This is a genomic window from Phycicoccus sp. Soil748, from assembly GCF_001428025.1.
Taxonomy (GTDB): domain Bacteria; phylum Actinomycetota; class Actinomycetes; order Actinomycetales; family Dermatophilaceae; genus Pedococcus.
This window is the reverse complement of sequence record NZ_LMSC01000006.1, coordinates 213,804-231,915: the sequence shown is the minus strand read 5'-3', so window position 1 is coordinate 231,915 and position 18,112 is coordinate 213,804. Positions and strand designations below refer to the sequence as shown.

At 72.4% G+C, this 18,112-nt stretch carries 16 protein-coding genes and 1 tRNA gene; 7 read left to right on the top strand and 10 right to left on the bottom strand.

The genetic code is table 11. From position 1 onward, the window contains the following. Nucleotides 1–13: 13 nt before the first annotated feature. On the bottom strand, nt 14–940 hold the full coding sequence (gene cysK, locus ASG70_RS06115; protein ID WP_056882953.1) for a cysteine synthase A: 927 nt from the start codon (nt 938–940) through the stop codon (nt 14–16). A 225-nt stretch (nt 941–1,165) separates the two neighbouring features. On the opposite strand from cysK, the gene ASG70_RS19490 reads away from it, so the two are divergent. Genes ASG70_RS19490 through ASG70_RS06100 form a run of 3 tightly spaced genes read left to right on the top strand, consistent with a single transcriptional unit; the run spans nt 1,166 to nt 4,798 of the window. Then, a complete protein-coding gene (locus ASG70_RS19490; RefSeq protein WP_056882952.1) occupies nt 1,166–1,861 on the top strand; it encodes a hypothetical protein in 696 nt (231 codons plus the stop codon). Continuing rightward, entirely contained in the window at nt 1,858–2,409 is a 552-nt protein-coding gene (locus ASG70_RS19485; RefSeq protein WP_056882951.1) for an RNA polymerase sigma factor, read from the top strand. Before ASG70_RS19490 ends, ASG70_RS19485 begins: the two co-directional genes overlap by 4 nt. A gap of 52 nt (nt 2,410–2,461) precedes the next feature. Then, nucleotides 2,462–4,798: a (Fe-S)-binding protein gene (locus ASG70_RS06100; protein ID WP_056883243.1), complete on the top strand. Its 2,337-nt coding sequence runs from the start codon at nt 2,462–2,464 to the stop codon at nt 4,796–4,798. Nucleotides 4,799–4,800: 2 nt separating this feature from the next. Here the strand turns inward: ASG70_RS06100 and ASG70_RS06095 are convergent, their stop codons facing one another. The 6 genes from ASG70_RS06095 to ASG70_RS06070 form a co-directional block, all read right to left on the bottom strand. Continuing rightward, entirely contained in the window at nt 4,801–5,571 is a 771-nt protein-coding gene (locus tag ASG70_RS06095; RefSeq protein WP_056882950.1) for a 1-acyl-sn-glycerol-3-phosphate acyltransferase, read from the bottom strand. A gap of 35 nt (nt 5,572–5,606) precedes the next feature. Next, complete coding sequence (locus ASG70_RS06090) at nt 5,607–8,033, bottom strand: LuxR family transcriptional regulator (RefSeq protein WP_156399850.1); 2,427 nt, start codon at nt 8,031–8,033, stop codon at nt 5,607–5,609. A 258-nt stretch (nt 8,034–8,291) separates the two neighbouring features. Further along, nucleotides 8,292–9,218, bottom strand: a complete 927-nt coding sequence (locus tag ASG70_RS06085) for an ABC transporter substrate-binding protein (RefSeq protein ID WP_369818876.1) — start codon at nt 9,216–9,218, stop codon at nt 8,292–8,294. 49 nt (nt 9,219–9,267) lie between these two features. Then, a complete protein-coding gene (locus ASG70_RS06080; protein WP_082590182.1) occupies nt 9,268–10,023 on the bottom strand; it encodes an ABC transporter permease in 756 nt (251 codons plus the stop codon). After that, nucleotides 10,020–10,667 carry an ABC transporter permease gene (locus tag ASG70_RS06075; protein ID WP_056882948.1) on the bottom strand — a complete coding sequence of 216 codons (648 nt, stop codon included), beginning with the start codon at nt 10,665–10,667 and terminating at the stop codon, nt 10,020–10,022. Before ASG70_RS06075 ends, ASG70_RS06080 begins: the two co-directional genes overlap by 4 nt. A gap of 9 nt (nt 10,668–10,676) precedes the next feature. Beyond that, a complete protein-coding gene (locus ASG70_RS06070) occupies nt 10,677–11,873 on the bottom strand; it encodes an ABC transporter ATP-binding protein (RefSeq protein WP_082590180.1) in 1,197 nt (398 codons plus the stop codon). 151 nt (nt 11,874–12,024) lie between these two features. Here ASG70_RS06070 and ASG70_RS06065 point away from each other — a divergent pair, with 151 nt between their 5' ends. The 3 genes from ASG70_RS06065 (at nt 12,025) to ASG70_RS06055 (ending at nt 15,034) form a co-directional block, all read left to right on the top strand. Beyond that, nucleotides 12,025–13,503, top strand: coding sequence for an aromatic amino acid ammonia-lyase (locus ASG70_RS06065; protein WP_056882947.1), 1,479 nt, complete (start codon nt 12,025–12,027; stop codon nt 13,501–13,503). Between the two features lie 89 nt (nt 13,504–13,592). Beyond that, entirely contained in the window at nt 13,593–14,159 is a 567-nt protein-coding gene (locus tag ASG70_RS06060) for a hypothetical protein (protein ID WP_156399848.1), read from the top strand. Further along, a complete protein-coding gene (locus ASG70_RS06055; RefSeq protein WP_235531374.1) occupies nt 14,156–15,034 on the top strand; it encodes an HNH endonuclease signature motif containing protein in 879 nt (292 codons plus the stop codon). The genes ASG70_RS06060 and ASG70_RS06055 overlap by 4 nt, the downstream gene beginning before the upstream one ends. A gap of 94 nt (nt 15,035–15,128) precedes the next feature. Here the strand turns inward: ASG70_RS06055 and ASG70_RS06050 are convergent, their stop codons facing one another. The 3 genes from ASG70_RS06050 to ASG70_RS06040 all read right to left on the bottom strand — a co-directional run bounded on the left by ASG70_RS06050 (nt 15,129) and on the right by ASG70_RS06040 (nt 17,850). Continuing rightward, nucleotides 15,129–15,824 (bottom strand): alpha/beta hydrolase, encoded by a 696-nt coding sequence (locus ASG70_RS06050; RefSeq protein WP_056882944.1) that lies wholly within the window; start codon nt 15,822–15,824, stop codon nt 15,129–15,131. 132 nt (nt 15,825–15,956) lie between these two features. Beyond that, nucleotides 15,957–16,532 (bottom strand): dCTP deaminase, encoded by a 576-nt coding sequence (gene dcd / locus ASG70_RS06045; RefSeq protein WP_056882943.1) that lies wholly within the window; start codon nt 16,530–16,532, stop codon nt 15,957–15,959. Nucleotides 16,533–16,575: 43 nt separating this feature from the next. Then, nucleotides 16,576–17,850 (bottom strand): low temperature requirement protein A, encoded by a 1,275-nt coding sequence (locus tag ASG70_RS06040; RefSeq protein ID WP_056882942.1) that lies wholly within the window; start codon nt 17,848–17,850, stop codon nt 16,576–16,578. Between the two features lie 90 nt (nt 17,851–17,940). Here ASG70_RS06040 and ASG70_RS06035 point away from each other — a divergent pair. After that, nucleotides 17,941–18,011: transfer RNA gene (locus ASG70_RS06035), tRNA-Gly, on the top strand. Nucleotides 18,012–18,112 lie beyond the last annotated feature (101 nt).

The window sequence follows — 18,112 nt, the reverse complement described above, 5'->3', positions numbered from 1 at the left end:
ACAGCGCCGCCAGTCAGTCGAGGAGGTCGGAGAACAGGATGGTGGACAGGTAGCGCTCACCGAACGACGGGATGATCACGACGATCGTCTTGCCGGCGTTCTCGGGGCGGCGGGCGACCTGGTCTGCGGCGGCAAGCGCTGCGCCGGAGGAGATGCCGACGAGCAGGCCCTCCTCCTTGGCTGCACGGCGCGCCCACTCCACCGAGGTCTCGGCGTTGATGTCGATGACCTCGTCGTAGATGTCGCGGTCGAGGATCTCGGGCACGAAGTTGGCGCCGAGGCCCTGGATCTTGTGGGGTCCGGGCTGGCCGCCGTTGAGGATCGGGGACTCCTCGGGCTCGACGGCGATCATCTTCACCCCGGGCTTGCGCGACTTGAGCACCTGGCCGACGCCGGTGATGGTGCCGCCCGTGCCGATGCCGGCGACGACGATGTCGACCTCGCCGTCGGTGTCCTTCCAGATCTCCTCCGCCGTGGTCTTGCGGTGGATCTCGGGGTTGGCCTCGTTGGCGAACTGGCGGGCGAGGATGCCGCCCCGCTCGGCGGCGATCTCCTCGGACTTCGCGACCGCGCCCTTCATGCCGAGGGCTCCCTCGGTGAGGACGAGCTCGGCGCCGTAGGCGCGCAGCAGCGCGCGGCGCTCCTTCGACATGGTCTCGGGCATGGTGAGCACGACCTTGTAGCCGCGCGCGGCACCGACCATCGCGAGCGCGATACCGGTGTTGCCCGAGGTGGCCTCGACGATCGTGCCGCCGGGCGTGAGCTCACCGCTCGCCTCCGCGGCGTCGACGATGGCGACGCCGATGCGGTCCTTCACCGAGGACGCCGGGTTGTAGAACTCGAGCTTGGCAGCCACCGTCGCGTCGCTGGTGATGATGCGGTTGATGCGCACCAGCGGGGTGTTGCCGATGAGCTGGGTCACGTCGTCGTGGATCGGCATGCGCCTCTACTTTCGGTATGCCGCGGGCTCACCTCGAGCGCGGTCGTGGGCAGTGTGTGGTGCCAGTCCTCCGTGTCAGCGAAGAACCCGTTATGGATATTCCAACAGATCGTTATGTCGGGTGCAACGGGCGTCCGGGTGTCACACTCCTGCGGTGCGCGGACATCTCCCCCTGTGAAGGCACGAGGGCACCACCGGGGTGTCGAGGACGAGGGGGACGGACCGATGAACGACCACGACGAGCTGGGCGCGCTGCTCACGGCGAGCGCACCACCGGCACCCGACCACGCACCGGCTGCCTCGCTGTCCCTGACGGTCGCCCGCGAGGTCGTGGCCGCCGACCGTGGGCTGCAGGGCCGGGTCCGCGGGCTCCGACGCCGCCACAAGGTCGCCACGGCGTTCACCGCGGCGGCGATCGTCCTCGTGCCGACCGGCGCCTTCGCCGCCCAGCACTTCCTCGCCCAGACCGGGACCTACGGCAACCCCGCCCTCAACGGGGAGTTCGAGGACGGCTCGGAGCGGATCAACATCTGCGCCAAGGACTTTGCCGACTACGTCGCGACGCTGGCACCTTCCACGATCCAGGCGGCACCCGGGCACTCGTGGCAGGAGTACGCCGAGGTCACCGCCCGCAGCTACGCCCAGGAGGGCGGCTGCACCGGCACCAACCAGGGCCTGGTGCAGGAGACGATGCTGCGAACGCAGCTGCTCACGATGGCCAGCGGCGACTGGGGCTGCTCGCTGGTGTGGGCCGGCGAGGACCACGACCGGTCGGCGGCGTCGACGGCACGTGCGGCGATGGTCGGCCTCGACTCGGAGGCTCGACGGCTCAGCCCCCAGGAGGGCACCGTCGGGACCTGGGACCCGGACGGTTTCCTGCGCATCAGCAAGGACCCCAAGTTCGTGGGGTGCGAGCGATGACGCCGGCCGAGCGGCGGTTCGAGGAGCTGGCGACCACCTGCGGTCCGCGCGTCCTCGCCTACCTCGCCCGTCGGACGACACCTCGCGAGGACGCCGCCGACGTCTACCAGGAGGTCCTCACCACGACCTGGCGCAAGGTCCACCACGCCCCCGAGGTGCAGGGCGAGGCGTTGGCGTGGATGCTCGCCATCGCGCGGCGCACCCTGGCCAACCACCGGCGCTCGACCGGGCGGCGGCTCGCAGCCACGGACCGGCTGCGCCACGAGCTCGCGGCGTCCCTGCCCTCGGAGGGGGCGGGCGGGGACGACCGCGTGGACGAGGTCCGGTCCGCGCTGGCCGACCTCGGCGAGGACGACCGCGAGGTCCTGCTCCTCACCTACTGGGAGGGCCTGACCAGCGAGCAGGTGGCTGCGGTGGTGGGGGCCGGCGCGGCCGCGACCCGCAAGCGGATCCAGCGGGCCCGCGAGCGCCTCGCGGGGGCGCTCCGGGGGCACGACGCCGTACCGCTCGCGGCTGCCGGGAGGTCGTCAGCCGCGCCACGCGGTTGAGCCGGGTCACATCGAGGTAAGCGGACGCTTACCCACGGGTAGCATGACCGCCATGTCTGCCCTCCAGGTCGTCGCGCTCGTGGTCTGCGGCGTGGTCACTCTCGTGGCCATCGCCCTGTTCGCCCGCGTGGTCCGTCACTTCCTCAGCGTGTTCCGACTCGGCCAGCCCGCACCCGGGCGCACCGATGACAAGGGGGCACGCACGGTCACGCTGCTGCGCGAGTTCCTCGGGCACACGCGGATGTCGCGGCTGCCGGTCGTGGCGGTGGCGCACTGGTTCACGATGATCAGCTTCGGGGTCCTGTTCTTCACCCTGGTCAACGCGTTCGGCCAGCTGGCCGACCCGGAGTTCGCCCTCCCCCTGATCGGGCACTTCTTCCTCTACGAGTGGGTCACCGACGTCTTCGCGTTCGGTGGGTTCATCGGCATCGTCCTGCTCATGGCGATCCGCCAGAAGAACCACCCGCGCAGCGCCGCCGGCGAGGGCGGGCGCCGCAGCCGCTTCTACGGGTCGACGTTCTGGCAGGCCTACTACGTCGAGCTCACCATCCTCGGCGTCACGATCTGCATCGGCCTGCTCCGCGCGCTGGAGTGGACCCTGGCCCGGCAGCTCGGCACCGGCCAGGACACCGCGCTGCACTTCCCGCTCACCGGCTGGATCGGCAACGCCTTCACCGGCCTGTCCACCGACACGGTGAAGAACCTCATCGTCGTCATCGCCGCGATCAAGATCCTCATCTCCTTTGCGTGGATGATCACCATCTCGCTGCAGCCGACCATGGGCGTCGCCTGGCACCGGTTCCTCGCGTTCTTCAACATCTTCCTCAAGCGGCACGCCGACGGCCGCACCTCCCTCGGTGAGCTCCAGCCCCTGATGGTGGGCGGGGCCCCGGTCGACTTCGAGAACATCGAGGAGCTCGACGAGGACGCGGCGCTCGGGGTCGGCAAGGTCGAGGACTTCACCTGGAAGGGCCTGCTCGACTTCACGACCTGCACCGAGTGCGGCCGTTGCCAGTCCCAGTGCCCGGCGTGGAACACCGACAAGCCCCTGTCGCCGAAGATGCTCGTGATGACGCTGCGCGACCACGCGCACGCCAAGGCGCCGTGGCTGCTCGCAGCCGAGGGTGACCGCGAGGCGCTGGGCGAGTCCGCCGCCGCGCTGGCCGAGGTCCCCCTCATCGGCGACACCGGGTACGACATCACCAACCCGCTCGGCGCCTACAACCCGCACGGCCCCGACGCGGTCATCGACCAGGACGTGCTGTGGTCCTGCACCACCTGCGGCGCCTGCGTCGAGCAGTGCCCGGTCGACATCGAGCACGTCGACGCGATCGTCGACATGCGGCGCTACCAGAACCTCATCGAGTCGGCGTTCCCCAACGAGCTCGGTGGCCTGTTCAAGAACCTCGAGAACAAGGGCAACCCGTGGGGCATGGCGGCTCGCGCCCGCCTCGACTGGGCCAAGGACCTGCCGTTCGAGGTCAAGATCCTCGGCCAGGACGTCGACTCCGCCGACGACGTGGACTACCTGTTCTGGGTGGGCTGCGCCGGTGCCTACGAGGACCGTGCCAAGAAGACGACCCGTGCGGTCGCCGAGCTGCTCGACCAGGCCGGGGTGTCGTTCGCGATCCTCGGCGACGGCGAGTCCTGCACCGGTGACTCCGCCCGCCGCGCCGGCAACGAGTTCCTCTTCCAGATGCTGGCCCAGCAGAACGTCGAGACGCTCAACGAGGTCGGCGCCACCAAGATCGTCGTCACCTGCGCCCACTGCTTCAACACCATCAAGAACGAGTACCCGCAGCTCGGCGGCAAGTACGAGGTCGTCCACCACACCCAGCTGCTCAACCGCCTCGTCCGCGAGAAGAAGCTCGTCCCCGTCGCCCGTCCGGCCGGGGCACCCGGCGCCTCGCCCAAGTCGACGAACAAGGACGTCGCCTCCACCGCGGAGACCGTGACCTACCACGACCCCTGCTACCTCGGCCGGCACAACGGCGTCTACGCCCCGCCGCGCGAGCTGATCGGCGCCCTGCCCGGCGTCGAGCTCAAGGAGATGGAGCGCACCAAGGAGAAGTCGTTCTGCTGCGGCGCCGGTGGTGCCCGCATGTGGATGGAGGAGAAGCTCGGGACGCGGATCAACACCAACCGTACCGAGGAGGCCATCGCCACCGGCGCCGAGCGGATCGCCATCGGCTGCCCGTTCTGCCGCGTGATGATGTCCGACGGCCTCACCGCCGCGCAGTCCGAGGGGAGGGGCGAGGAGGTCGAGGTCGTCGACGTCGCGCAGATGCTCCTCGCTGCCGTGAAGCGTGGGGACGGTGGCCAGCCGGCCGACGCCCCGGCCGCGGAGCCGACGCCCGATCCCGAGCCGGAGCCCGCTCCCGTCGCCTGACCTCAGCGGCCGCGTCGGCCTGCGTCCGCCAGGAGGCGCGCTTCCTCGTCGAGGAGGCGCGCCTCCTGCGTTCCCGGGGCGGCCCCGCCGCGCGAGGCCGGCCACCACCACGCCGTACCCGGCTCGGCCGGCGTCTGCGGGTAGGTGTCCAAGAGCTGCTCCACCATCGCTGCGAGGACGGCGTGCAACCGGTTGGTCAGGCCCTCGGCGTCCTCACCCGGCAGGCGCGTGAGGGGCTCGCCGACGAGCACGCGCACGGCCGTGCCCCGCCGCAGGCTGACGCGCCCGCCGACGGTGAGGACCCGGTGCACGCCCCAGTGCGCGACCGGCACGACCGACGCACCGGTGCACAGCGCGAGGTAGGCGGCCCCCCGCCTGAGGTCGGCCCGGTCCTTGACCTCGAAGGCGCGCCCGATGGTGGCCTCGGGGTAGATGCCCACGACCTCGCCCGCCTGCAGCGCCCGGTACGCCGTCCGCGCCGCCGTCTCCCCGTGCGCCCGGTCGACCGGGATGTGGCCCATGCCGCGCATCAGCTGGCTGGAGACCGGAGCGTCGAACACGGCCTGCTTGGCCATGAACCGGATGAGGCGCCCGCGCCGCGTCCCCACGAGGCCGACGACCATGAAGTCGATGAAGCTGCTGTGGTTGGCCGCGACGACGACCGGGCCGGTCCGTGGGAGGTGGTGCGCGCCGTCGATGTCGATCCGCAGCCCCAGCACCCGGAACAGGGCTCGGCACAGGCGGATGACGACGCGGTAGGTGAGGTCGGGCACGGGGGTGGTTCGGCGCGGGCCCGGGTTCGGTTGGCTCAGGCGACCTCGGCCATCAGGGCCGCCAGCTTGGCGCGCGAGCTGATCTCGAGCTTGCGGAAGATGTGGGACAGGTGGGCGTCGACGGTGCGCGGGGAGACGAACAGCTGCTCGGCGATCTGGCGGCTGGTCAGGCCCTCCGACACCAGCTCGGCCACCGCACGCTCGGCGCGGGTGAGCACCGCGAGGGGCGAGGACGCCTCCGGCTCGCTCGCTGCCGCCAGCAGGCCGGCGGCCCCGGCGACACCGACCGCGGTGAGCCGGCCACCCACCACCCACCCGGGCGGGCAGTCCCGGACCGCGCCCACGACGGAGGGCACACCCGGACGACCGTGGGCCACCGCACGGCGCGGCAGCCGCAGCGCCGCCGCCGCTCCGGCGAGCTGGCGGTAGGCAGCCGAGCCGGGTTCGCAGCCCGCGGCCAGCCCGTCGAGCGCGTCCGCGGCGCGCAACGGCATCGGCACCTCGCCGGCGCGCCGCAGGGCGGAGAGGTAGGAGGGGCGAGCCTGCGCCGGGTCGTCCAGGGCCATCAGCACATCCGCCACCAGCAGGCGACCGTGGACGCCGTCGCGACCCAGTCGGCTGCTGTCGGCCAGCACGACGGCGTCGGCGGCGCGACCGGCCGCGCGGGACGGTTCACCGCTCGCGAGGAGGTCGCGGGCGTCCTGCAGCTGCACCACGACCCGCACCGCCCACGGCAGCGTCTCGAGCTCCACCGGCAGGCCCGGGCGGCCGGTGACCCGGCGCAGCACGGTGTCGGCCAGCAGGGCGATCCGGTCCTCGTGGATCTCCTGGGACTGTGCCCGGGCGAACTCCGCGAGCGACTCCGCCTCCACGAGCTGCCCTCTCTCCCAGGCGATCTCGGCCTGCAGGGTCCTCGCGGACAGGGCGATCCACATCTCGTCCGCCGGGGGCGCGTCGACGACCAGCGGGCCGAGACGCTCCGCCTCGTCCAGGTCGCCACCCGAGACGAACGCGTCCATCAGCGTGCGGCGCACCTGGCGCACGACGTACGGGTCGAGCCGGCCGAGCCGCAGCGTCCGCTCGGCGTCGGCGCGCGCCTCGGCGAGGTTGCCGGCGTCCAGGTGCATCTCGGCCCTGATGGCGGCGTTGCGGGCGAGCTCGAGGTCTCGGCTGCCGGGCTCGAGTGCGGCCGCGTGCTGCTCGGCCCGGTCGAGCAGGCGCAGTCCCTCGTAGGTGCCGCGCGCCTCGGACGCGCAGATGCCGGCGCGGCGGGCGAGCTGGGAGCCGATGAGCGGCGGCCCGTCCCCGCTGTCGAGCACCGACTCCAACAGGTTCACGGCCTCACGGACCCGCATCGCGGTGTAGAGGGTGGAGAAGGCGCGGTTGGCCAGCGCGTACCCCTGGGGACGGGTGGCCTCCGTGCCGCAGGCGTGGCGGACCGCCATGGCCAACAGGTCGAGCTCGGCGAGCCACGGCTCGTTCGCCGCCCCGGCGAAGAAGTCGCGCGGCAGGACACGGTCGGCCCAGGCGACCAGCCCCTCGAACGCCCCGGCCTCGTCGTCGGTCTCGGCGGCCAGTGCGCGCCCGACCTCGCGCAGGGGCACCAGCATCGCGAACCGTCCGTCGGGGTGGACCTCGACGAGGCTCCTGCGCGAGAGCGCCGAGGCCAGCTGGACCGCCTGGGCCCGGGACACGCCGCACACGTCGGCGACGACGTCGAGGCCGACGGGCAGGCCGATCACGGCGAGCCGGCGGAAGCATCGCCGCTGGTCCTCGTCGAGCAGCTCGTACGACGCGCGGACGGCCTCGTCCATGGAACCGGCCGGGGACACGTCGCTCACCCCGACCAGCGCGATCTGCACGCCCAGCTGCTCGATGAGCGAGGGCAGGCCACCGCTGGCCTGGAGCAGGCGCCGCAGCGTGCGCTCGTGCTGGACGACGTCCAGGATGTGGCCACCGGCCGCCGCCACCCGCGAGAGCAGGAGCTCGACCGCGGCTCCCTCGAACGGCTGGGACGCGGTCGGCAGAGGCAGCGGCTGCAGGCGCATGACCTGCTCGTGCGGCCGACCGGCGACGGTGGTCGCGGTGCACAGCAGGCGGAAGGTCGCTGCCTCGTCGACGAGCTCGTCGAGGACCTCGCCCAGTCCGTCGATGGAGTCGACCCCGTCCAGGACGAGCAGGAGGTCGCGGCCGTCGAGGGCCCGCTTGAACGCGGCCTCCGGGGAGTCGCCCGGCGCGACGTCGGCCCCGAGCGCGTCGAGGCAGGCGGTGACGAGCGACTCGCGCGTCGAGTGCCCGTGGCCGGTCACCCACGCGGAGCTCGTCGCAGCCGCCGCCGCGTGACGGGCCACCAGCGTCTTGCCGCACCCCGGAGCACCGGTGAGGGTCACCCACCGGTGACCACTCAGCAGCAGACGGAGGCGATCAAGGGCCTCGTCGCGCCCCACGCAGGGAGTCAGCACCACGTCAGGCTACCGACGGCCACCGTGCAATATCGGTGGTTTCACCGATGCCTCGTCGGGACGGCACCGCCACGCTGGTCGCGGTAGGTCCGGCGCCGTGGCCGTGGGAGACGTGGAGGGGCGTGTCCCACCGTCGCGGGGACCGGGCCAACGGGCCGGGGCCCGAAAGACAAGGGCCGGGTGAGGTGCTGGGGGCACCCTCACCCGGCCCTTGTCGTGGGTCTCGCGGTGGCTCTCTGGTGTTGCCGGTGTGCTGCCTCAGCCGAGGTTGTTCTTGGAGAGGAACTCCTTGGCCACGACGTCGGCGTCCTTCTTGTCCGCGACGACCTCCTTGACCAGGGCCGCCAGCGTCGCGGTGTCGAGCTTGGCGGAGACCGCGTTGAGCGCGCCCTCGATGGTGGGGTTGCTCTTGCTCTTGGTGATCAGCGGGACGACGTTCTGCGCGGCGTACATGTTCTTGGGGTCCTCGAGCGCGACCAGGTCGTTCGCGGCGATGCTCGGGTCGGTCGTGAACAGGTCGCCCGCGTCGATCTGGCCGGACTTCAGCGCCTGCAGGGTCAGCGGGCCGCCGGCGTCGAGCGGGCGGAACTGCTTGAACTCCAGGCCGTAGATCTTCTTGAAGCCGGGGATGCCGGTGAGGCGGGTCTTCCACTCCGGCGGGCCACCGACGACGAGGTCCTTGCTCTTGCCCTGCAGGTCGGCGATGGACTTCACGCCCAGCTCGTCGGCCTTGGACTTCTTCATGACGAGGGCGTCCTTGTCCTCGGCCGCCGACTTGTCGAGCACGGTCAGGGTGGCGGGGACGGCGGCCTTGAGCTCGGTGTAGACGCCGTCGGCGTCCGTGGCCTTGGCGTTCTTGTCGAAGTACTGGGCCAGCACGCCGGTGTACTCGGGGATGAGGTCGATCGAGCCGTCCTGGAGGGCGGGGATGTAGACCTCGCGGGCGCCGATGTTCAGCTTCTTGGTGACCTTGACCCCCTTGGCCTCCAGGGCGCCGGCGTAGATCTCGGCGAGCAGGGCGCTCTCGGGGAAGTCGGCGGAGCCGACCGTGACACCACCCGCGGCGGATCCGCCGGACGACGAGCTCTTCGTGGAGAGCGGGTCACCGCCGGAGTTGCCGCAGGCAGCCGTCGTCATCAGGGCCGCGGCGGTGGCGATGGTCAGGGTGATTCTGCTCAGCTTCACGGTCCTGCTCCTCAGTGGGTCCAACTCGGGTGGGTGGAACTCGGGTGGGTCATCGGGCCGGTGCGTCGACGGTACGCCCAGCAGGGTCAATCTCCACGTCCACGGGGGTATTCCCACGGCGGACGGTGCGGCCCGTGAGGCCGGGGGACACGACGCCCCGCTGGACCAGGGCCAGGAGCAGGTCCAGCCCCAGGGCCAACAGGGCCACGAGCAGCGCACCGGACGCCATCTGGGGGAAGTCCTGCACCTTCTGGCCGTCGATGAGGAAGCGCCCGAGGCCTCCGGTGCCGACGACCGCGGCGATCGTCGCGGTGCCGACCACCTGCAGCGTCGCGGAGCGCAGCCCGGAGAAGATGAGCGGCAGCGCGCAGGGCACCTCGACCTTGCGGAGCACCTGGCCACCGGTCATGCCCATGCCCAGCGCGGCGTCACGGGCTGCGGGGTCGACCCCCTCCACCCCTGCGTACGCGCCCGCCATGATCGGCGGGATCGCCAGGACGACGAGCACGATGAGGGTCGGCACGAGGAAGGCGGAGTCGCCCGTCAGCTTGGGGAAGAGCCACAGCACCAGGACGAAGAGCAGGCCCAGCGACGGTATGGCGCGTGCCGCCCCCGCGAGGTTGACCGCCAGGAAGCGTCCACGGCCGGTGTGCCCGATCGCCAGGCCGACCGGAATGGCGACCGCTGCGGCGACGAGGAGGGCGAGCGCGCAGTACCAGATGTGCTCGAAGAGGTGGGCGGGCACGCCGTCCGGGCCCGACCAGTTGGCGGGGTCGGTGAGCCAGTCGATGATGCCGGGGATCACGAGCGGGCTCCCGTCGCACGCAGCCACGGCGTCAGGGCGCGGGTGGCGAGGACGATGACGGCGTCGAAGAACAGGGCGAGCACGACGCACGCGATGATGCCGACGACCAGGGGGTCGTAGAATGCGCGGGCGAAGCCGTCGGTGAAGAAGAGGCCGAGCTGGGGGATGCCGAGCACGGCGGCGACGCTGACGATGCTGACGTTGCTCACCGCCGCCACACGCAGGCCGGCCGAGATCACGGGCACCGCCAGGGGGAGCTCGATGGCGAAGAACCGCTTGACCCTCGTGTAGCCCATCGCCGTCGCCGCCTGCTGGACGTCCTCGGGCACCGCACCCAGTCCGTCGGCGACAGTGCGGACGAGCAGCGCCACGGTGTAGAGGGTCATGCCCACGACGACGTTGACCGGGTCGAGGATCTTGGTGCCGAGCAGCCCCGGCAGCAGGACGAACAGGGCCAGGCTGGGAATCGTGTAGAGGAGCCCGAACCCGGCGGTGAACGGCGCGTAGAGGGGCTTGTAGCGCCGGGCGAGCCAGCCCAACGGCAGGGCGATGAGCAGCCCGAGCACCAGCGGGAGCCCGGCGAGGTAAACGTGCTGCAGGGTGCGGGCCTGCACGTCGTCGAGGTGGTCAATGAACCAGGTCATGACGAGGCCTCAGGCGCTCGCGTCGGAAACCGTGCCCGCAGCTGAGGAGGCGCTCGCAGCGGACGTCGGGGCGCTGGTGCCGGACGCGGCCGGCGAGGCGGCGCCGGGGTGGTCGGGGTCCTCGAGCTCCGGGCGGTCGGTGTCCTCGATGGCGGTGAGGACCTCGTGGGCACGGACCGTGCCGACCAGGGCGCCCGCGTCGTCGACGATGACGCCGCGCCGGCTGGGGCTGGACAGGGCCGCGTCGAGGGCCGCTCGCAGTGGGCCGCTCGCCCGCGCCACCGTGCCTCCGCGGTGCAGCACCTCGCTCGTCACCTCGCCGTGGACGCGGCGGGGTTCCACCCAGCCGAGCGGGTGGTTGCGCTCGTCGACCACCAGCACCCAGTCGGTGTCGAGGCGCGCCACGTCCTCGCCCATCGCGACGGTGCGCTCCTGGGCCAGGGGCAGACGAGGCGTGGGCTGGAAGGACAGCGCGCGATACCCCCGGTCGCGCCCCACGAAGTCGGCGATGAAGTCGTCGACCGGGTGGGACAGCAGGTAGGCGGGCTCGGCCACCTGGGCCAGCTTGCCACCGACCCGCAGCACCGCGACCTGGTCCCCCAGCTTGATGGCCTCGTCGATGTCGTGGGTGACGAAGATGATGGTCTTGCCGAGCTCGCCCTGCAGGCGCAGGAACTCGTCCTGAAGCTGCTCGCGGACCACCGGGTCGACCGCGCTGAACGGCTCGTCCATGAGCATGACCGGCGGGTCGGCGGCGAGGGCTCGGGCGACGCCGACGCGCTGCTGCTGGCCGCCGGACAGCTGGGCCGGGTAGCGCTTGGCGAACGCCGGGTCGAGGCCGACGCGTTCGAGCAGCTCCATCGACCGCTTCTCGCTGTCGCGACGGTTGACCCCGAGCAGCCGCGGGACGGTGCTGACGTTGTCGAGGACCGTGCGGTGGGGGAACAGGCCGGCGTGCTGGATGACGTAGCCGATGCCGCGACGCAGCTCGGCCTCCTTCATCCGGCTCGTGTCGCGGCCGTCGAGCGAGATGGTGCCGGACGTCGGCTTGATCATCCGGTTGACCATGCGCAGGGACGTCGTCTTGCCGCAGCCCGAAGGGCCGACCAGGACGGTGATCTTGCCGCTGGGGGCCTCGAGGCTCAGGTCGTCGACCGCCACCGTGCCGTCCGGGTACGTCTTGGTCACCCCGTCGAAGACGATCATGCGAGCCAACCTAATGCAGCCCACCGACCAGCACACTGCCCCCGAGACCTCCCCGAGACCTCCCCGAGACCTCCGCCGACCTCGCGAGCCGGGCTCCGCGGACCTCGGAGTCCGGCTCCGCGCGCCGCCGGGCCCGCGCGATACTGCGCGTGTGGACGAAGCCCTGCACCGCGAAGGACCCACGCTGCACCTCGACGGGCGCACCCTCGACCTCGACGGACTGCTGCGGGCGGCGGGCGGCGCCACGGCCACGATCGACCCGCAGGCCCTGGAGCGTGCCGCGGCGTCGCACCGGCTCGCGGCCGAGGTCAGCGCGGAGCGGCCGGTCTACGGGCGCACCACCGGCGTCGGTGCCGCCCGCGCCGAGAGCACCGACTCCGAGGTCGAGCACGGGTTGCGGCTGCTGCGTTCGCACGCCGCGGGCTGGGGTGCCGTCGTCCCCGAACCCGTCGTTCGCGCGGCCGCGGCGGTGCGTGCCAACCAGCTGCTGGCCGGGGGCTCCGGGGCGTCGCCGGAGCTGGCGCAGGCGCTGGCCGGTCTCGTCGGGGCCGAGGCCGCCGACCTGCCGGTCGTCCACCGCTACGGGTCGCTCGGCACCGGAGACCTCACGTCGCTCGCGGAGGTCGGCCTCGCCCTCATCGGCGAGCGGGCGCGAGCCGGGGGCCACCAGCGCCGCGACCTGTCGCTCACCTCAGCCGACGCGCTGCCCCTCATGTCGTCGAACGCGTTCGCCATCGCCGAGACCGGTCTGCACGCCGCCTCGCTCCACGCCCTCGCCCGCGCCGCCGACACGGTGTGCGCCCTCAGCTTCCTGGCCCTGCGGGGCAACCCGGAGGCCGTGAGCCGCACTGCCGCCGACGCCACCCCCTTCGACGGTGCCCGTGCGGTGGCCCGCGTGCTGCGCGAGCTGCTGGAGGGGCAGCCCGGCGAGCCGGCCCACCTCCAGGACTTCTTCGGGCTGCGGACCTGGCCGCAGGTGCACGGTCTGGTCATCGACACCGTCACCGACCTGCGCTCCGTCGTCGAGACAGCCGCCAACACCGCGTCCGAGAACCCCCTCTTCACCGTGACCCCCGACGGCGGACAGGTCACCCACCACGGAGGCTTCCACGCGGCATACCTCGTGCTCGCGGTGGACACCGCGCTGCTCGCCCTCACGCGCTCGGCGCAAGCCGTGCAGTCGCGGGTCAGCCACGTGCTGACCGACGCGGCGAGCGGCCTCCCGCTGTTCCTCTCCGACGCCACGCCGGGTTCGTCGGGCGTGCTCATCGCCGAGTACGTCGCCGCGTCCGCCCTCTCGACGATCCGCGGTCATGCCTCGACCCCGTCGAGCGTGCAGACCGCGGGCGTGTCGGCGGGCATCGAGGACGACGCGAGCTTCGCGGGCATGGCTGCGGTTCGGCTCGGTGAGGCGACGACCGCCTACCGTCGGCTGCTGGCGGTCGAGCTCGTGTGTGCCGTCAGGGCGCTGCGGATGCGGGGCGTGCGGCCGGTGGGAGAGCTGGCGGCGGCGTTCGCGCGGTGCGCCGAGCTGCCGGCCGGGATGGAGGACCGCGACCTCTCCCCCGAGCTCGTCGTGGCCGAGCGCATCGTCGAGCGGTATGCCGTGAGCATCCCCGAAGAGCGCTGACCTCCTCACGAAAACCCTTCTGCCACAATGGTTTCAGCCCTGTGGATGAAGGCGTGGGGTTGTCGGTGGTCGCCGATAGTGTCCTGGGTATGGCGACCAGTCCGGATGCTTCGACCCTCACCGTTGACGGTGTGTTCGAGGGTGCGGGCGAGGGCGCGGTGGAGGGCACTGTCGGGGGTTTCGGGCGGCCGGTGCTGGGCGGGGCCGCGGTGGCGTTGGGGGCGTTGACCGGGGCTGGGTCGGGGCGGGTGTGGGCGTTGCGGGACGACGAGGTCGCCGCGGCCATCGGCGTGCTGGGTGAGGTGGTGGCGGCGGCGCGGGCGCAGCTGGTGGTGGTGCTGGCCGAGGCGCAGCGTCGCAGCCTGGGCGCCGGGCAGGGGTGGGGTGCGGTGGACTGGGCGCGGGCGGCGGCGCCGTCGTTGTCGACGCGGGACCTGCTCGACGCGCACGAGGTCGCCACCGCCATGGCCTCAGCCGGGATCTCGGTCGATGGTGGTGACCACCGCCTCGACGAGCTCGTGGACGCGGTGGTGGACGCGGCCTCACCGTCCGCGCAGGACCGGGCGGGTGCGGTGGGGTGGGCAAGGCGGCGCTGGTCTGCCGGTTCCACCGCTCCGTGCGGGGTCTGGCCGACCCGGGTGTGCTGGGCGAGGTGACTGCGACGCTGGTCGACGCCGCGCGCGGCCCGGCTGGTCTGGAGGAGCGGCAGCTCGCCGCGGCGGTGAGGCACGCCGGGCAGCTGCTGCGCCCGGACCGGGTGGTCGAGCACGACGCCGCGGTGCGGCGGGCACACCGGTCGCTGGTCAAGGGCCGTGGCCCGGTCGGGATGTGGCGCTACACCCCGGTCCTGGACGACGAGGGCGCCGCCATCGTCGACGCCGCCGTCGACGCCTTGGCCAAACCCGCGCGTGACGCCGACACCGGCACCGGGGAGCGTGACCCGCGCACCCCCGCCGCGCGGCGCGTGGACGCCCTGCTCGACCTGGTCACCCGCGCCGTCGGGGCGCCGGAGGGGGTGCCGCGGCAGGCGAAGACCGCCCTGGTCGTCACCATCCCGTTGCAGGTCCTCGAGGGTCGGTGCCGCGGCGCCGGGACCACCCGCACCGGGGAGGTCCTGACCGCCGGCACGGTGCGCCGCCTCGCGTGTGACGCCCAGGTCGTCCCGGTCGTGCTCGGCACCGCCGGGGAGGTCCTGGACCAGGGCAGGGGGCGGCGGTTGTTCGACCGGGCCCAGGTCCGGCACCTGTGGCTGCGCGACCGCGGCGGGTGCACGTTCCCCGGCTGCACCAGACCCGCGGGCTGGACCGACGCGCACCACCTGGTCCACTGGGCCGACGGCGGCCCCACCAGCATCGACAACGCCGCCCTGCTCTGCCGCGCCCACCACAGCACCGTCCACACCCACCGCTACAGCGCACGGATCACCCACGACAACGACGGCGACGACGGCGAGAACGGCGAGAACGGCGACGGAAGTGGCACCAGGACCGGCCGGCCCCGGGTCGAGTGGGACCTGAACCCCGGCTCCTAGGACCCCGCCCTCACCGAACGGCGACAACGCCGGCGAACCCGGCCCCGCTCCGTACCCGCCACCACCTGAGCGGGCGATGGGTCACGTGCGGGGGTCAGTGGGCACGGTGCACGGAGGAGTCCTGAGGCAGATGCGTGCGCCCGTGCACGTCGGAGCCGTCCTGACCGGCGGCGTTCTCGAGCAGGTGGCGGGCGAGGTAGCCGGCCGACTGCTCGTGCCAGTGCTGGGCGCGGCGCAGCATGGCGTGGCTGTCGCCGGTGACGCGCTCGTAGGTGACGTCTGCGCCCAGGCCCTCGATGGCTGTGGCCATCGCGCGTGAGGCCTTGGCCGAGGTCATCCGGTCCATCGAGCCGTGCATCACCAGCAGGTGCAGGCCGGGGTGTGAGCGGGGCTGGTCGGGCCGCTCGACCCAGGGCGCGAGCGCGGCGATGGCCTCTATGCGCGGGTCGTCGGCGAGGTGCAGCGCCACCCGCCCGCCCATGGAGTGGCCCAGGAGTCCGATCGGCACACCGGGGTGACGCGCCGCGATCTGCTCGAGGGCGAGCCGGGTGTCGGCGAGGGGACTCGCCTCGTCACCGTTCCAGCCGCGCACGGCGTAGCGGAGTACGGCCACGGCGATCTCGCCCTCCCCGGCCTGGGCGACGGCACTGGCGAACGGCCCCATCCGCAGCACGGCACCCTGCCACGGTCGCACCGCTCCGCGGCCGCGTGACCGGCCGCCGTGGAGCACCAGGACGACGGCGCGGGGATCCTCGACCTCGGTGGGCCAGAGCAGGCGTGCGGCGGGCATGGGCGTGCGGTCTCCTTCGTGCAAGGGGTGACGTCGGGTGTTCGACGCCGCTCCCCCGACGGATGGCTGACCGGTGCAGGACGTCCTGCGGTCCAACGCGGGCACCCGCCGGACTATGCCGTGGCGGCCACCTCAGACCTCGGTGGCGCGGAAGCTCTGGAACGAGCGGCTGGCCGTCGGGCCGCGCTGCCCCTGGTAGTGCGACCCGTACTTCGCACTGCCGTAGGGGTTCTCGACCGGCGAGGACAGGCGGAAGAAGCACAGCTGGCCGATCTTCATACCCGGCCAGAGCTTGATGGGCAGGGTGGCGACGTTGCTCAGCTCGAGCGTGACGTGACCCGTGAACCCGGGGTCGACGAAGCCGGCGGTGGCGTGGGTGAGCAGGCCGAGGCGGCCGAGGCTCGACTTCCCCTCGACGCGGGCGGCCACGTCGTCGGGCAGCGTGACGGTCTCGTAGATCGACCCGAGGACGAACTCACCCGGGTGCAGCACGAAGGGTTCGCCGGGCTCGACCTCGACGAGCCGGGTGAGGTCGGGCTGCTCCTCGGCGGGGTCGATGTAGGGGTACTTGTGGTTGTCGAACAGCCGGAAGTAGCGGTCGAGCCGCACGTCGATGCTCGACGGCTGGACCATCTCGGGGTCCCACGGGTCGAGGACCACCCGTCCGGCGTCGATCTCGGCCTTGATGTCACGGTCGCTGAGCAGCACGGGGAGAGACTAACGCCCGTACCGCGCGCGGCAGCGGGCTTCGTCAGCCCGCGGTGGGGACGCGCTGGGCGAGGAGGCGCTGGGCGGCGACGACGTGCTGGGCGACCCCGCCCGCCATGGCCAGGCCGATGAGCAGGACAGCCAGTGGCATGTCGAGCCCCAGGGCGGCGATGGCCAGCACGACCGCGGCGAGCGACAGGGCGGGCACCGCTGTCCGCGCGCTGCGGTCGGCCGCCCTGTGCAGCAGGCCGAGCACCACCGAGTACACCGCCACCGGGACGGCCAGGGCGAACGCGACGGAACGTGACGACACCGCCGACTGGTGCTCGACGACGTCCACGGCAGCCGCCAGCGCCCCGCCGACCGCCGCGACGGCGGCGAACACCAGGACGTGGGAGTAGGAGAAGACCCAGGTCATCGTCCGGCCGTGCCCGATGAGGTCGACGTGGTCGCGCTTGAAGTAGAGCCACCACAGGGAGAAGACGATGAGCAGACCGCCGAGGGCCAGCAGCACGAGGCCCGGGGTCAGCCCCGCCCCTCCCTCGGCGACCGGTGTAGCGGTGTGGCCGGCGTTGCTGCCCCCGCTGCCGTCGGCTTCACCCACAGCGGGCTTGGCGAGGACGCCCTGCACCGCCTGGACGCTGGCCAGGATGACCTCCCCGAGCACGATGATCGTGAACAGGCTGTAGCGCTCGGCGATGTGGTGCGGGTGGAACGGCGTCGCACCCCCGCGCTGCTCCGCCAGCCACGGCACTGCCATCTCTGCCAGGACGAGGGCGGCGAAGGAGCCGTAGAGCACCGCCGAGCCGTCGAGGGCCAGCCGTCCGATCCAGAGCGCCTGCACGACGGTGATGCCCACGGCATACGTCATCGCGGTGGTGCGGTGTGGGGTGTCCCCCCGTGCGACACGGAGCCACAGCGCGACCATCGCCAGGCGCATGAGCGCGTACCCCGCGACGACGGCGACGGACTGGCCGTCGTCGAACAGGTCGGGCACCCCCGCGGCGAGCAGCAGCGAGCCGGCCATGATGGCGAAGGTGAGCAGGCGGTAGACCACGTCGTCGCAGTCGTAGGCCGAGGCGAACCAGGCGTAGTTCATCCACGCCCACCAGATGGCGAAGAAGACGAGGCCGAACCCGACCACCGCCTCGTAGTGACCGGTCGAGAGCCCGTGGTGCAGCTCGGCGGCGGCACTGGCGATGGCGACGACGAAGACGAGGTCGAAGAGCAGCTCCAGCGGCGAGGCGACGCGGTGCGCCTCCTGCGGGTCGCGAGGCCCCATGGGCCGCAGCAGGGGGACCAGGTTGATGGCGCTCACGAGCCGAGGGTAGAACCCGTGTCGAGGGGTGTCCGGTCTGCGGCGGGTCGTCGGTTAGACTCCTGCCGCACCGCCGGTGAGGCGGTGTGCGCCGGTGTAGCTCAATGGTAGAGCGCCAGCTTCCCAAGCTGGACACGCGAGTTCGATTCTCGTCACCGGCTCAGACAGACAGACACAGGTGAGGCCCCCAAACACGCTATTCGTTTGGGGGCCTCACCTGTGTCTGCATCGACAGCAGGCCGAGAATCGGGAGGCACCTCCG

Coding starts and splice junctions, on each gene's coding strand:
- ASG70_RS06050 (WP_056882944.1), bottom strand. CDS start 15,824: ATGCCCGCCGCACGCCTGCTCTGGCCCACCGAGGTCGAGGATCCCCGC.
- ASG70_RS06075 (WP_056882948.1), bottom strand. CDS start 10,667: ATGACCTGGTTCATTGACCACCTCGACGACGTGCAGGCCCGCACCCTG.
- ASG70_RS06060 (WP_156399848.1), top strand. CDS start 13,593: ATGGCGACCAGTCCGGATGCTTCGACCCTCACCGTTGACGGTGTGTTC.
- cysK (WP_056882953.1), bottom strand. CDS start 940: ATGCCGATCCACGACGACGTGACCCAGCTCATCGGCAACACCCCGCTG.
- ASG70_RS06070 (WP_082590180.1), bottom strand. CDS start 11,873: ATGATCGTCTTCGACGGGGTGACCAAGACGTACCCGGACGGCACGGTG.
- ASG70_RS19490 (WP_056882952.1), top strand. CDS start 1,166: ATGAACGACCACGACGAGCTGGGCGCGCTGCTCACGGCGAGCGCACCA.
- ASG70_RS19485 (WP_056882951.1), top strand. CDS start 1,858: ATGACGCCGGCCGAGCGGCGGTTCGAGGAGCTGGCGACCACCTGCGGT.
- ASG70_RS06100 (WP_056883243.1), top strand. CDS start 2,462: ATGTCTGCCCTCCAGGTCGTCGCGCTCGTGGTCTGCGGCGTGGTCACT.